The sequence below is a fragment of the cyanobacterium endosymbiont of Epithemia clementina EcSB genome, from assembly GCF_029919255.1.
GTDB lineage: Bacteria > Cyanobacteriota > Cyanobacteriia > Cyanobacteriales > Microcystaceae > Rippkaea.
The window spans coordinates 1311351-1326857 of the sequence record NZ_CP123991.1; the positions used below are offsets into that span (position 1 = coordinate 1311351).

General features: G+C 36.4%; 10 protein-coding genes. 4 read left to right on the forward strand and 6 right to left on the reverse strand.

Annotated features, from left to right (window positions below; genetic code table 11):
- Positions 1–325: 325 nt before the first annotated feature.
- From uvrA to rpsN, 3 genes are all read right to left on the reverse strand, one after another.
- Positions 326–3181: an excinuclease ABC subunit UvrA gene (gene uvrA / locus P3F56_RS04310; RefSeq protein WP_281153547.1), complete on the reverse strand. Its 2856-nt coding sequence runs from the start codon at positions 3179–3181 to the stop codon at positions 326–328.
- A 1100-nt stretch (positions 3182–4281) separates the two neighbouring features.
- Positions 4282–4890, reverse strand: coding sequence for a leucyl/phenylalanyl-tRNA--protein transferase (gene aat, locus P3F56_RS04315; protein ID WP_281153548.1), 609 nt, complete (start codon positions 4888–4890; stop codon positions 4282–4284).
- A 652-nt stretch (positions 4891–5542) separates the two neighbouring features.
- Complete coding sequence (rpsN, locus tag P3F56_RS04325) at positions 5543–5845, reverse strand: 30S ribosomal protein S14 (RefSeq protein ID WP_281153549.1); 303 nt, start codon at positions 5843–5845, stop codon at positions 5543–5545.
- Between the two features lie 697 nt (positions 5846–6542).
- On the opposite strand from rpsN, the gene P3F56_RS04330 reads away from it, so the two are divergent.
- The 3 genes from P3F56_RS04330 to P3F56_RS04340 all read left to right on the forward strand — a co-directional run bounded on the left by P3F56_RS04330 (position 6543) and on the right by P3F56_RS04340 (position 10005).
- The gene (locus P3F56_RS04330; RefSeq protein ID WP_281153550.1) at positions 6543–8054 is read left to right on the forward strand and encodes an LCP family protein; all 1512 of its coding nucleotides are present in this window, start codon (positions 6543–6545) and stop codon (positions 8052–8054) included.
- Positions 8055–8485: 431 nt separating this feature from the next.
- A complete protein-coding gene (locus P3F56_RS04335; RefSeq protein WP_281153551.1) occupies positions 8486–9682 on the forward strand; it encodes a 1-deoxy-D-xylulose-5-phosphate reductoisomerase in 1197 nt (398 codons plus the stop codon).
- Positions 9683–9846: 164 nt separating this feature from the next.
- Entirely contained in the window at positions 9847–10005 is a 159-nt protein-coding gene (locus tag P3F56_RS04340; protein ID WP_281153552.1) for a hypothetical protein, read from the forward strand.
- A gap of 276 nt (positions 10006–10281) precedes the next feature.
- Here P3F56_RS04340 and mutT read toward each other — a convergent pair whose 3' ends face one another.
- The 3 genes from mutT to P3F56_RS04355 form a co-directional block, all read right to left on the reverse strand.
- Positions 10282–10827: an 8-oxo-dGTP diphosphatase MutT gene (gene mutT, locus P3F56_RS04345; RefSeq protein ID WP_281153553.1), complete on the reverse strand. Its 546-nt coding sequence runs from the start codon at positions 10825–10827 to the stop codon at positions 10282–10284.
- Positions 10828–11444: 617 nt separating this feature from the next.
- On the reverse strand, positions 11445–11783 hold the full coding sequence (locus P3F56_RS04350; RefSeq protein ID WP_281153554.1) for a DUF760 domain-containing protein: 339 nt from the start codon (positions 11781–11783) through the stop codon (positions 11445–11447).
- Between the two features lie 168 nt (positions 11784–11951).
- On the reverse strand, positions 11952–12908 hold the full coding sequence (locus tag P3F56_RS04355) for an RNA polymerase sigma factor, RpoD/SigA family (protein WP_281153555.1): 957 nt from the start codon (positions 12906–12908) through the stop codon (positions 11952–11954).
- Positions 12909–13470: 562 nt separating this feature from the next.
- On the opposite strand from P3F56_RS04355, the gene trpD reads away from it, so the two are divergent.
- Positions 13471–14514: an anthranilate phosphoribosyltransferase gene (gene trpD / locus P3F56_RS04360; RefSeq protein WP_281153556.1), complete on the forward strand. Its 1044-nt coding sequence runs from the start codon at positions 13471–13473 to the stop codon at positions 14512–14514.
- Positions 14515–15507: the final 993 nt, after the last annotated feature.

Below are 15507 nucleotides of genomic sequence, written 5' to 3' on the forward strand. Positions count from 1 at the left end.
TTAAAAAAGATATAATATTTATTATATTACAGTTATTGCCAAGTTTTTATAGAAAATATGAGAATATTTTAAGGATTACTTCAAATATAATCAAAAGGCGTGTTAGTTGAGACAACTCAAGAAGGACGATGTCCTTCTTGAGTTGTCTCTTTCAATGTAGAGTCACGCTAAATTAGCTATTAATTGTTACTTGCACTTTTTTCACGAAATAGTTGAATTTAAGCAAAATTTTATTAATTAGCTTTAAGTTAGTTCTATTGACACAAACGACTAGCTCTTCTAGATCTACTACTGTAGTAGATCGCATAACTTAAGACTTTCGTACCTAGTATTGTTTTAAAGTTTGTTTTAAATATTTTCCTGTGTAAGAATTAGAATTACTGGCAACTTGTTCTGGGGTTCCTAGAGCAATGATTTCTCCTCCTTTATCCCCTCCTTCTGGACCCAAATCAATAACCCAATCCGCACAACGTATCACATCTAAGTTATGCTCAATCACTAATATAGAATTTCCTTTATCTACTAAACGTTGCAACACATTTAATAGATGATGGACATCATAGAATGATAATCCTGTCGTTGGTTCGTCAATCAAATAGATGGTTTTTCCAGTTGCCCTTCTGGACAATTCTGAGGCTAATTTTATCCGTTGTGCTTCTCCTCCCGATAGGGTCGGTGCAGACTGCCCTAGTTTAATATAACCTAACCCAACATCTACTAAGGTTTGTAGCCTTTTCATAGCTTTAGGAATGTTGTGGAAAACGCCCAACGCTTCTTCAATTGTCATGTTTAAAACATCAGCAACAGAATAATCTTTATACTTAACTTGTAGAGTCTCTCGATTGTATCTTGATCCTTTGCAAACTTCACATTTAACATAAACATCAGGAAGAAAATTCATCTCAATAACATTAACTCCCTGACCGCCACACATTTCACACCTCCCCCCTTTTATATTGAAAGAAAATTGACCTTGTTTGTATCCTCTGGCTTTTGCTTCGATGGTTTTGGAAAAAAGCTCTCTAATACTATCAAAAACTCCCGTATAAGTAGCAGGATTGGATCGGGGTGTTCTGCCAATGGGAGATTGATCAATAACAATTACTTTGTCTATGGCCTCCAATCCTTTCATCTTACCTAATTGTTTAGGAAAAGGAACATGACGAGTTAAATGATGTTGTAGGGCAGGATATAACAATTCATTAACTAATGTAGATTTTCCTGAGCCTGAAACTCCTGTAATACACACTAATTTGCCTAAAGGAATTTCAATATCAATATTTTTTAGATTATTTTTTCGACAACTAATTAGTTTTAAATACGCTCCATTTCCAGAGCGACGTTTAGTCGGAGTTTTTATGACTTTTCTCCTAGATAGATAATCCGCTGTCAAGGATTTATCGGTTTGAATTAATGTTTCTAAATCGCCCTGGCAGACAATTTGTCCACCATGAATTCCTGCAAGGGGTCCAATATCAACAAGATGGTCTGCACTGCGAATTGTCTCTTCATCATGTTCAACAACAATCAAGGTATTACCCAAGTCTCGCAGCTTTTTGAGGGTATTTAATAAACGTCCATTATCCCGTTGGTGTAAACCAATACTAGGTTCATCTAATACGTATAACACTCCTGTCAATCCTGAGCCGATTTGGGTGGCTAAACGGATACGTTGTGCTTCTCCTCCTGATAAGGTCTTAGTTCCCCGATCTAAGGTTAAATAATCTAATCCCACATCAAGGAGGAATTGTAGGCGATTTTTGATTTCTTTTAAAGCTAGTTCTCCAATTAACCGTTGTCTTTTAGTCAATTGCAATTGATTAATTCTTTCTAAAGATTTATCAATAGAAACGCTAGTTAATTCATCAATCATATATTGACCTAACCGGACAGATAAAGATTCAGGTTTCAATCGTTTTCCTTTACAAACTTCACACGTTCTATCAATCAGATATTTTTCTAGTTTTTGTTTGAAAATATCTGAATTAGTTTCTTGATAATTTCGCTCTAAAATCGCTATAATACCATTAAAAGTACGATAGCAATCTTCACTTTTATCAGTGCGAGAATCATCTTTAAAAGAGATAGGTTCTTTAGTCCCATAAAGTAAAATTTCTTGTTGCTCCTTAGTTAATTTATTCCAAGGAGTTTGAATATCAAAACCGTAGGCTTGACCCACACTATAGAAAAAAGAAAGATAGTAAGAATTATCTTTTTCCGACCAAGGTGCGATCGCAGCATACAAAGGGATAGAAGGGTCAGGAATCACTAAATCAGGGGAAAATTGACGTAAACTTCCTAACCCATGACAGTTTGGACAAGCACCATAGGGAGAATTAAAAGAAAATAAACGGGGGGATAATTCTTCGACAACTGCCCCATGTTCTGGACAAGCAAAGTTTTCAGAAAATATAATTTCTGAAAACTTTGCTTGTCCCCAGTTATTATTATCATCTGAATCTAAAATATCAATAATTGCTAGTCCGTTTGACTGATGTAAACAGGTACTTAAAGAATCTGTTAGCCGTTCTTCAATACCTTCTTTTTTTATCAGACGATCTATCACAATTTCAATATTATGATATTGATTTTTCTTTAATTCAAAAGTATCAGAAAGTTCACGAACTTCCCCATTAATTCGGACTCGAACAAATCCTTGAGAAGCTAAATTGGACAATAACTTTTTATGAGTTCCTTTTTGTCCCCGTATCACAGGGGACAAAAGTTGAAATTTGGTGCGATCTTTAAGTTCCATGACACGATCACACATTTGATCAACGGTTTGTGGTGTGATACTGCGATCACACACTGGACAATGGGGCTCTCCAGCTCTTCCAAACAATAACCGTAAATAATCATAAATTTCTGTGACTGTCCCTACTGTAGACCGAGGGTTATGAGATGTTGACTTTTGATCAATGGAAATAGCCGGACTTAACCCGTCGATCGCATCTACATCTGGCTTATCTAATTGCCCTAAAAACTGTCTTGCATAGGCACTCAAAGACTCCACATAACGCCGTTGTCCCTCTGCAAAGATGGTATCAAAAGCCAAAGACGACTTACCAGAACCTGAAACCCCTGTAAAAACAATCAGGTGATCGCGAGGAAGGTCTAGATCAATGTTTTTTAAGTTATGCTGTCTTGCACCCCGAATGCGGATAGTATTAAAATCGGACATTTCATCACTCCTTAACAATCCTTCATAATAATAACGCTATCTTAGCTAGTCGTTTTGAGTTTGTGAAAGAACATAGGTCGAAACGGCTTTAATCTCATGGAGACTAAGGTGGTCATCATATGTGGACATATTATTTCCCGTGGGTAACTAAATTCGAAATCGCCTCTACAGAGTAGAATTTATTTCTTTGTAGAGTTCTAAATTTTAAAATTTTCCCTCAGCTAATATATTTATATTAGGATGACAACCTGCATGTTAAATTTTAAATATTTTTGTCTTGTTATTATTATCAACTGCTAGAGTATGAATTTGAGAAATAATAAAAAGTACCACGAAAAGCGCAATCATTAATATGAACATTATAGACCCATAATTAATACTAGATTCCCAATAAGTAAGATAGATATCCTGCAATTCTATTTTAGAGTTAATCTAGATTCATTTAAAGTTTTATCTTACCAGTAAGTAGCATGAAGATAATTAGTATATTTGTTGCTAACAAAATTCAGTAAAAATTTATTAAGTAGTCGCAGGAATTAGTTTTCAAAAAATCGCTTTTTAAATAAAGTATTTATTTAAAAAGCGATTTAAATTAACATATCGAGCAATAGAAAATATCAACGTAAATATTTGTACTTTTTTTAGGGAACTATGTTTTTTTCTAAAAGTGTTGATGGATATATCTATTATAATGTTCATATCTCTTGGTTGGTAACAGATGACCTAAAAATTAGTGTTAATTTTATTTATTTAGAATGAAATTAAGATTCAACTGGTTGACTGGGTGTGGATAAGTAAGGATATCATTTATGATATTTAAGTAAATGAGGCTAGGTTTTTGCTCCATCTTAATTTTAAAAAAAATAGAAACCTGCACACTCCTAAAGATATTGATCTGAGATAGGTCAAAAACTTCTTTATAGAAAAGATTTAAAATGATAAGTATTTTGCTAAACGTTGTTTAGTGATGTTATGCAAATTTTAATATAATAAAGAAATATTGTGTGAATTCATTTGAAGAAAGCTTAATTATATTAAGCTAAGTCTTAGTTTGAGCTGTTGCTAAGGAGTCAACCATTATCAACTCATAATTTTAAAAGTTACTCATAATTAAGTGGTTGCCCAGCATTCCCAAAAACACAGTTTTTTGCTAGGGCTTTTTGCAATAAAATCTGATACTTTCTAGCACTAACTTTATAAGCTCCAAACCTTTCGAGATGAGGATTTTGTAATTGAGCATCAAACAACACAAAATCTCTTTTTTTAAGATATTCTACTAACTTAACCATTGCTACTTTAGAGGCATCAGGAACCCGATAAAACATCGATTCTCCAATAAACGTCCCCCGAATAGCAATCCCCAAAATTCCTCCAGCTAACTCATTTCCTTGCCAGGTTTCAAAACTATAAGCCCAACCCTGTTGATAGAGGTTGTAGTAAATCTTGATTAGTTGGGGTGAAATCCAAGTCGTTTCTCGCTCAGCACATCCTCGACAAACCCCTAAAAAATCTCGGTTAATCTCCACTGAAAACCGTTTTTTATTTAAAATGCGTCGTAAAGACTTCGGATAGTGAAAACGTTCATCAAGAGGAATTAAAGCCCGTTGACGACTTGAATACCAATCTAGTACACCCATCTCATCGGCCATTACAAAATAACCTTGAGCATATCCTTGTATAATAGAATCCGTATCTTCAGCAAACTCCATTGCAGCTTTTTGCTATTAACAAATTTTTATGGTCGCTGAACCAATTTCTCTGACTACCCCGCTCCCTCAATCATTTTTCTTACCGGAAGGAAAATGGTTGAGGGGGTCCTACAAACTCAGCTTACTCAAGAGTTTATTTCCAAATCGATTAGCTACAACATAGCCTAACAAGCAATCGAGATTTTTATTCGCCAGCAACCGGAAGGAGAAAACGACTTAAGTTTTCTCATTATTCTCATTGTAACGGAAATACAAGATTTTTACTTTCGAGAAACATTTCTTAGCGAGTCCGCTGTGGCTAATGTAATGAGTGATTCAATCCTTGAGAGTTATTGATCGCTTGTGTGTCCGACAATAAAAACCTTTCAAAGAGAACAGTTTTTGAAATTTATTAAAATTTACCAAATCATGACCACTGCCTAAGAACAGTGCGGAGAAACTCAATAGAATGTTTAACCTATGATCGAGAATTATAAAAATAGTAGACAGGACTGAAAGCCTAAATCGAGACTTTTAGAGTTTATTTTGGGAGACGTTTAGCTAAGAAGGTCTCAAAAGACTGGGCTAACTTATCTTAGAAACAGGTGAACAATGACCAATCATCATTCACTAATAACTGGTCACTTAATTCCATTGAGCATCCACTTAATGATTACCAACTAGACTTAACAACACCAGGTAACAACCCTTCATGTGCCCATTCCCGTAGGACATTACGAGATAGACCAAAATCTCGATAATAAGCTCTAGAACGACCTGTTACCATACAACGGTTCCGATGACGACTAGGTGCACTGTTGCGGGGGAGGCGTTGAAGTTGGCGATGAAGATCCATCTTTTCTTCATAAGTCTCAGCAACGCGGAATTCTTCTTTGAGAGTTGCCCGCTTCTCGGCATACTTTTCTGCCAAGCGAGCGCGCTTTTTCTCTCGCTCAATCATCGATTTTTTAGCCATAAGTTTTTTTGTTCAGAATTTTTGATAAAGACAACACTCCTCATCATACCGTATTATTGTGAGGACGGGGCATGTTTGTTCAGTGGAGTAGAAATCATTTTTTTTTTAAATAAAAAATGTTTATGTACTGACTTTAAAGCGGTAATAGACCTCCATAAAATGTTAAAGTTATAGATAAATTGGGAGTATTCGCGGAATTTTATCAGATTATATAAATATAGGATTGGATAAGTTAAAGGAAGCTCAATGTTATCTATAAACTAGAGACTTGATGAAATTGGTTGAGGTAAAGTCAAACAATCCACTCTTGTTAGAGTTAAGATAACTTCCCAACACGGAAATTGTATTGATTGCTGAAGGGATGAGAAATCGGGAAGATTATCTATCTCTCATAGTAGAGAAAGACATACGTTATATACAGGGGGAATATTTCGGTAAACTCGCCGCTAGAATCCTAACCGGGAATAGATTTAGAGTCAGCTAACCTAAGTTAATAAGAAAAATTAATAAGAAAAAGTACGGGACAAGCTAAACAGTAACAGGGATTAAGAGGAAAAAATAGATAGGGTAAAAATACTGAAAATTCTTAAGGAAGAAGGAACTTTTCACCAGAAACTAACATCCATAATAATGACGACAGATAATTGTTTCACAAGTTTAATGTCATCCAAGGGCGGTTTATGGTGATGAGGTAAACATGACCGATAGTTTTGAAAGAATGTCTACAGTAACTGGTCTTCAACAAACACCAGTTCCTAGAAAATTTCCTAAATCTGGCAAATATCTCTATAAGTCAAGAAATACCTCTGCAACCAAGATTCCTGCTAAAAATCTCCGTTCGCAAAAACTTATCCCTTTTTATCGTGGACTGTTATGGGGGATCACATTTAGTTGTACAGCTGCACTATCGGCTACTGTTGGGGCGACCATTACCCTCTTTAGTCCCTTATCAGAAAAGTTAATTCCTTTTGTTGAGCAGATGCAGCTCCCTTGGGAACAAAAAACCCTGACTCCTAAGACGGACACTTCATCTGCTGTAATACCTCAACCTCAACAAAAGGAAGAGGGAATAGTCTTACAATATCGATTGTCTCGTCCTGTTAATATTTTAGTCTTAGGAATTGATCGAGTTCCTGATGCCCCACCAGGAAGTTTGGATGCTTTTGGAGGGCGTAGTGACACAATTTTGATATTACGTTTTGATCCCAGCGATTATTCAGTAAAAATACTCTCCATTCCCAGGGACAGCCGAGTTAACATCCCAGGGGTAGGATATACCAAGGTTAATGATGCTAACATTTATAGGGGTCCAGCTTTGACTGCTCGGGTTTTGAGTAACACGCTAAATAATGTCCCTATTGATCGCTATGTTCGAGTTACCACTGATGTTTTTATCAAATTAGTGAACTTGGTAGGTGGTGTGGAAGTCTTTGTTTCTCATCCCATGAAATATGAAGACAAAACCCAGAACTTAAAAATTGACCTTGAAGCAGGACAGCAAATTCTCAGTGGGGAACAAGCTGAACATTTTGCTCGTTTTCGCAAAGATAGTTATGGAGATATTGGACGGGTACAACGACAACAAATCCTACTAAAAGCCCTACTAAAACGGCTGTATGCCCCCACTATTTTGCCTCAAATTCCCAAAGCAATGAGTCTTCTTGAACAGAGCATTGATACTAATCTCACCTGGGAAGAAATGTTAACCTTAGCCAATTTTGGACGAAAAGTAGAACGGGAAAACGTTCAAATGGTGATGTTACCCGGACGATTTAGTCAGGAAGATGAATTTGATTCTCGTAGCTATTGGGTTCTTTCTTCAGGGGGAATTGATCAAATTATGCAAGAATACTTTAATGTTACCTCTGAATGGAGACCTCTGCGCCATCGTTCCTCGAACCGGGTCAGAATTGCCTTACAAAATGCAGCCGATGCTCCCGGGTTAGGAAAACTGATGATGAAATATTTGGCAGATCATGACTTTCATAACGTCTATGTGATTAAAGACTCGCCTCGACTTTTGAGTGAAACAGAAATTGTCGTGCAGAAAGGAGATATAAAAGCTGCCCAACAGTTGCAAACCCTTCTGGGTCTGGGTAGAGTAGAGGCATCTTCTACAGGGGATTTAGATTCCCAAATAACCTTACGAATCGGTCTTGATGCCAAGGATTTAGTGTTAGAGGATAGTTTTATCCAAACTAGCGAGTAGTTCAATTATAAGGCAGGCTAATTTTGAAGTGTCAAATCTATCTTTATGAGATTTTAATTCAAGGAGTAATGCTCAAAGCGAATTTACGAGGGGTAAATCCGATAAACTTCTTGGGCACGTAAATTTGGATTTTGCCGACTTAACCAATGCCATTTTAGTTCATATTATTACTACTCTTACCCGCTTTATTATGATGTAATTATTATGAGGGTTAGTTTAGCCAATTTAGTGATTAATAGCTATTAAGTTTTCTTAATGTGTGAGATAGCTGATGGAGTTAACCCTGTTACTGGAGTAAGTGCACGAGATAGTTTAAACTATTGTTAATACACAACCCTAGGTCAAATTGATCACTACTCAAAATATGAGGATTCTTCATGGTATTTTTAGGTAGGGGCTTCTCCCGACATTTTCGTTAATTCTTAAGCACCGTGAAGAAAATCTCCATCCTTGGTTCCACTGGCTCCATTGGTACGCAAACCCTGGATATTGTTAGCGAATACCCTGAACGATTTCAGGTTGTTGGATTAGCTGCAAACAATAATGGCCAACTGTTAGCTCAACAAATTAGGCAATTCAGACCTGAAATTGTCGCTATTTGTAACGAAAATCAATTAGAGACCCTCAAAGAAACTATTGCTTCTCTTGACTATTCTCCTATTCTCCTTACTGGAGAAGTCGGAGTGACTGAAGTAGCCCGTTACGGAGACTCAGAAAGTGTAGTTAGCGGAATCGTAGGCTGTGCAGGGTTGTTGCCCACAATAGCAGCCATTGAAGCGGGAAAAGATATCGCCTTAGCTAACAAAGAGACATTAATTGCGGGAGGACCAGTAGTCCTCCCTTTAGTAGAAAAACATGGGGTTAAATTACTTCCTGCTGACTCAGAACATTCTGCTATTTTCCAATGTTTAGAAGGGGTTCCTTCCGAAGGATTGCGCCGCATTATTTTAACGGCTTCTGGGGGAGCTTTTTTAGACTGGCCGGTAGAAAAATTACGCTTTGTCACCGTTGACGATGCCATTAAACATCCAAATTGGTCAATGGGACGTAAAATCACGGTAGACTCAGCTACCCTGATGAATAAAGGATTAGAAGTCATCGAAGCTCATTATTTGTTTGGGTTAGATTACGAAAACATCGATATCGTAATTCATCCTCAAAGTATTATTCATTCCTTGGTTGAATTACAAGATACCTCAGTGTTAGCCCAATTAGGATGGCCTAATATGTGTCTTCCCTTACTGTATAGTTTATCGTGGCCTGAACGGATTTATACTAATTGGGAACAACTCGATTTAGTTAAAGCCGGTAGTTTAACCTTTTGGGAACCAGATCATCAAAAATATCCCTGTATTCAGTTGGCCTATGCCGCGGGAAGAGCAGGGGGGGTAATGCCAGCAGTATTGAATGCAGCTAACGAGCAAGCAGTAGCTTTCTTTTTAGAAAAGAAAATCACCTTTCTTGATATTCCCAAATTAATTGAGATTGTTTGTGATCGCTTTACGAATAAAAATACTTTAACACCGACTTTAGAAGAGATTTTAGAAACTGATCGCTGGGCTAGACAAGCAGTAGTTCAAGCTTTCCAAGAAGTGGCCAAAGGCGACCAAATTATGTCTGTGAAATAAATTGAAGTTTCAAAATACTTCACCAAGTTTAATAAAATTAACTATTGCAATAGCGGTGAAGATTGTGTGAGGGACGATTCCATACTGATTTTAATAAAAGTTATTATTTATTGTCTATTTTCTGGAGTTGGGTAGAGCATAGCTTATATTTTTAGCCTTTAGTATTGCGTATACCAAGTTTATATTTATTAAGTACTCGTTCTGCTTCTGGTTCCTATGAAAATTTACTTACCCTTGACGATGCTGTCAATGATGCGTTTGTAATTAAGCTTTCAGAGTATCAGTTACGCTTAACTCTTGGAAAGAATGAACTTAAACTCTGAAGAGTTAGGCTAAACAAACAAATTGCTTACCCTACCTAATTAATTCAGTCTGCAAAGGCAGGTTTTTTAAAATAAGGAGTTAGTTTTTTACTAACGATTAATTTAGCATAACTAAATACTATGAATGTAACTGGGACAGGAAAGTTGTATACAACGTCTCTACCGACTATCTGTAGTAGACTTAAAAGTGATTGTAGATAACAAGTTATCCAGTTCAATTGATAATTGAAAATTACGATTTTTTTAGTAAAATATTTTGGATAAAAATAGTAGTTTTCATGTTCTATTTTTTGGGGGTTGCCCCTGATTTTGCAATACTTCAATAATTTTAGTATTGGCTTTTGGAAAAGAATAACTATTAATTTCATCTAAAGTTACCCAACGAATTTCTTCACATCTGATGAGTTTAGGTTCCCCTGTTAAATAACGACAGCGATGAACAATTAAAGTAACTTTAAAATGAGTATAAGCATGCTCAAAAGTAATAAGATGTTCTCGTACTCCTATCTCAATATCAATTTCTTCTAAAACCTCTCGTTTGATACAATCTTCAACAGTCTCATTGGGTTCAAATTTTCCCCCTGGAAATTCCCATAAACCACCAAGTAATCCTTTTTTAAGACGACGATCAATTAAAATTTGCCCGTCCTCATTATAGATAACAGCAACGCCTATTTTTTTATGGGGTAAAGGATTAGGGTTTTCACGCATGGGAAGTTGATTTTTAATTCTTTGATGACAAGCTTGGTAATGTGATCGCCAGGGATATAGTAAACATTTTGGATGAGTTCGAGTGCCAATAATTGCTTCTAGGTCTATCAACTCTTGATTAAAATCCTAAGGTTTTTTTAGTCGAGTAAACTGTCTTACATTTGTCAAATCGTATCGCTTTTACAAAGCGAATCATGCAAAGCAGTTAATCTTGATAATACTCACTTAAAGTTCCCATCAAGGATAAAAACAGGTTGGACTAAAGGCTCCACTGAGAATTCCTCCAGTAGTAGTTCATCCAATTTCTGTCCATCATGATAGCGCCTGATGTCCTATTAAGATTCCGAGCGTGTACATAACACCCTAATCATTCCCCAACTTTAAGAACGATTCGTAAAATCGGCTTTGCTTGAGTCCTCAATACTGGAAAGCGCTTCTAACTATGAGTTGATAGTAAGGAATACCCGTTTTCTCCCGAGTCTATTGGCACATAGTCCCCGACACCTAAACAAGATAGGGATTCTTAAGGTCTCGTCAATGGAAACCTCGACCCTTACTTTCAGCCTAAGATAATCTCTATTATCTTAGGCTGAAAGTAGGTAAACCCGTATTCATTTAGTCACAGATTTTTCAAGCAAAGATAGCAAAGATTTAATTAGTTAAATTCTTCCCATAGGACTTTTCCTCTGAAAATCTTGCCAAGGAGAACAGTTAAGCAACTTTATAGCTCACGGTTTCGTTGTTTTACTTATTAATTGCAAAGATTTTTCAAATCCCATTCGTTGTTCTACATTCCGTAGAAAATAACCACTCATCATAGCAGAAGCTAATAAACGTCCCAAATCTTCTCGACTGGTATTCACGGTAATATCAAAGTGTTCGGATGGCAGATTTCCTAACAGACCAACAATATTCTGTTCCATAAATTGGAATACTTCAGAGGAGTCTGGCTTTGACAATCTGGCAATAGTTTCTGGACTCAAAGATTGAATGTATCCCCATAAACTTTCCCTATCTTCTCCCTCATTGTCAAAGAAGCGTTGAGAATATTTAAATTTATTAGTCACTACTAATCTCCTATAGACTCTACCCAAATTAGAGGGTTATTGACCACAACTAATAGGACAGTATCGATAACCTTCATGTTTCACCTTAACAGGTTTAGTTGTTATATTGAGGTCAGTAAAACCGAACTGTTGTTCCGTATTCTCCAACCTCTTAACCTTATAAATTACTTAGCTAGCCAAATATTCCCTAATATTAGCCTTAAGTTTTCGGAGTTTTGCTAAGGCTTCTCGTTCAATTTGTCTAACCCGTTCACGACTAATACTGAGGATAGTACCAATCTTGGCTAACGTCAGAGGCTTGCCATCAGCAAGGCCAAATCTTAAAGCTAATACTTCCTTCTGTTGTGGTGTGAGATCTTCCATTAGTTTGTCGAGATCCAACTGCAAGGAGGAATAGGTGGCATAATCTTCGGGAGACGGGCCGGTATCCTCTAATAAGTCTCCTAATTCGGTGTCTTGATTATCTCCTACCCTCAGATCCAAAGAGAGGGGTTGACGAGCGCGTTCCAGGTATTCCCGAACCTGTTTGGGGGTTAACTCCAGTTCTTCAGCTAGTTCTTGAATGGTCGCAGCACGGCCTTTTTCCTGGGCAAGTTGCCGTTGTGCTTTCTTAATTTTATTGAGTTTTTCGGTGATGTGAATCGGTAAACGAATAGTACGGCTTTTCTCAGCGATCGCACGGGTGATAGCTTGACGAATCCACCAATAAGCATAGGTTGAAAAACGATACCCTTTAGTGGGATCAAATTTCTCTACCCCACGTTGCATCCCAATAGTTCCTTCTTGAATCAAGTCTAAGAGATCTAAATTGCGCTTAAGGTATTTTTTGGCCACTGATACGACTAAGCGAAGATTAGCCTCAACCATTTTACGCTTAGCTGCTTCTCCAGTAGCAATCACTGAACGAAGTTCCTTCTGAGTGATCCTAGCAGTTTTCGCCCATTGAGCTATGGTGGGTTCTTGTCCCAGTTCTTCAGTTAAAGATTTTTGGATGTTCTCTAGGCTCACTAATCGTTGTACCCGCTTAGCATAAAGGATTTCTTCCTCATGAGTCAGTAAAGGAACACGACCAATTTCTCTTAGGTAGGCACGAACAGGATCGGGAGAAGTTGTGGAAATTTTCATAATGTGTAGTCCAGTAGCAGTTTCAGGGTAATTGTAAGGTTATATGAAATATTTTCTGATTTTATAAGAGTAACTGAGTAAATCTTATTGAAGTAGATTATGGGTTTCTGTTTTATTCATGGCTTTCGGCTATAGTATTTGGTATTTAGATTTAGAACTGATGACTATTCGGGGTGATGTTCTGACAGGTTGGGAAGTTATGGGTTGAGAGTCAGTACTTACACTTTTTGTTCCTTAATAAGGTTACATTGCTTTGTTAACTTTTATAAGATTTATACATTATTGAGTTAGTCTAGCCTCTTTCCAAAGGATATATTTATCGGGATAGATTACCTAAATTAGCAAAAAACAAATCCAACCTATGAAACAAAATGTTAAGAACTATTAAAATAGAGTTGTTCATGACTGAAAATATAGACAAATGGCCATAGTTAAGTATCAATTTTTTGAATATTTTGTCTTCTCCTATTTTCAACAGCCGTAATGAATGAGGGGAAATAGTGAGATGTAAAATATATTGTGGTAATCTGGTCCCCTACTAAAATAAGCAAAGCTCAAAAAAGTGATTCAAGATTCTCCTAATCTCTGGACTGAACTTCTACAACAACTTCTTGAAAAAGAGTCTTTATCTCAATCTCAGGCTTCTGAATTGATGAAGGGGTGGATATCAGAAGCCATTCCACCTGTAGTTTCCGGGGCAATTTTAGCGGCAATTCAAGCTAAAGGAGTTTCCGGGAAAGAATTAGCAGGGATGGCGCAAGTGTTACAGTCCCAATCTTTGCATCGAACTGAGGTAACGATTGGGGAACCTGTCATTGATACTTGTGGGACTGGAGGAGATGGGGCTTCTACTTTTAACATTTCCACTGCAGTAGCGTTTGTAGCCGCAGCAGCCGGGGTTAAAGTAGCTAAACACGGCAACCACTCAGCATCGAGTAAAGTGGGTTCTGCTGACGTTTTAGAGTATTTGGGAGTAAAACTTTGCGCCCCTTCAGAAAAGGTAGAAGAGGCTTTAAATGAGGTGGGAGTTACATTTCTGTTTGCCCCAGGGTGGCATCCAGCAATGAAACATGTCGCCTCCTTTCGTAAGACCTTGAAAGTTCGTACTATTTTTAATTTATTAGGTCCATTAGTTAATCCGTTACGTCCCACGGGACAAGTTATTGGAGTCTATTCCTCCGAATTTATTGTACCAATGGCAGAGGCATTAAATCAATTAGGAATGCCTAAAGCTATTATTTTACATGGGCGAGAAAAACTCGATGAAGCAGGGTTACAAGATGCTACCGATTTAGCCTTATTACGAGATAAAACTCTTGATTATAGTCATATAACTCCCTCAAAATTAGGATTGACTTCTGCTCCTTTATCGGCGTTGAAAGGGGGAGACGTAGAAAAGAATGCCACTATTTTAAAGAATGTTTTACAGGGTAAGGGAACTATTGCTCAAGAAGAGGTGGTGGCGTTGAATGCTTCTTTAGCTTTACAAGTAGGAGGAATTACTCCTTGGGAAGAGCATAATGAAGGAATTACGAGGGCTAAAGAAATTTTAAAAAGTGGGGCTGCCTGGGAAAAATTAGAGGCTTTAGTTAAGTTTTTAGGATAACTTTAGTCAATTTTCTTAAGAAGATATTGCGTAAGCAATATTTAAAAAATTAAGAAAGTATTTCTTCAATTATTTAAGATAAAATTTACGTTTTTTGCATTTAAAATTAATCAATATTTAATTGAATTTAAATGAGACATTCTAAAGGTAATTGCTTGTCTTAGCCATAACAAATATTTTCTCACAGGAGTGTTGACTATTATCAATCTTCCTTAGCTACAAATATTTAACAAAAGTAATTATAGAATCTATTGTTTGATTCTCCTTTCAAAGAAAGAAATTGAGTCTATCGTTATGCTCGTTGCCGTAAATTTTTGTAATCATTTCAGTTTGTCCATTATTCGCTAACGCAGAAATGGTAGGGTAAAAATGGTTAGGTTTTCTAGACAAGGGAACTCCTAATACTCAAAGTCTTTATGCTGTTTTTTCCTTTTTAGCAAGGTTTTGGCAACAGAATTATGCTAAGGATATTAAATCTATTCAAAAATCAACTTTAGTTGTATTTGGAGAACAAGCTTCTAGTCTTAGTCAAGAAAGAAGAACAGAAACGCCAGATTAACGATTGGAACCTTGTTTAAAATATATTGTTAATAGTCAAGGTGGTAAAATTTTGGGACGTAATGTAATGCCTAATTAATCTTCAAATGAGTTTATTTCAGTCATAACAAATTTCATCAATAATCTTGATTTTTAAAAAAGTAAATGACGATCAGCAAAAATCATATAAATCGCTTATTTTTATAAGAACTATTCTAACTAAAATAAACAGATATTGATAAATAGTCCAAGGTTTTCATAAGAAAATCTTTCAGAAATCCGCCATATCCTTTTTAGGGAATGGGTTGATAGTAATATTTAAGTGCTTAAACTAGGAATGAATGACAATAAAACTCGATTAATTAGCTATTGCTCCAACCACTTATATTTTATGAATTAACACTTTAGGCATTTTATCGAAAAAAGCTTATCTAATTATTTTAGCTAAAAAATAAT

Coding starts and splice junctions, on each gene's coding strand:
- uvrA (WP_281153547.1), bottom strand. CDS start 3,181: ATGTCCGATTTTAATACTATCCGCATTCGGGGTGCAAGACAGCATAAC.
- aat (WP_281153548.1), bottom strand. CDS start 4,890: ATGGAGTTTGCTGAAGATACGGATTCTATTATACAAGGATATGCTCAA.
- rpsN (WP_281153549.1), bottom strand. CDS start 5,845: ATGGCTAAAAAATCGATGATTGAGCGAGAGAAAAAGCGCGCTCGCTTG.
- P3F56_RS04330 (WP_281153550.1), top strand. CDS start 6,543: ATGACCGATAGTTTTGAAAGAATGTCTACAGTAACTGGTCTTCAACAA.
- P3F56_RS04355 (WP_281153555.1), bottom strand. CDS start 12,908: ATGAAAATTTCCACAACTTCTCCCGATCCTGTTCGTGCCTACCTAAGA.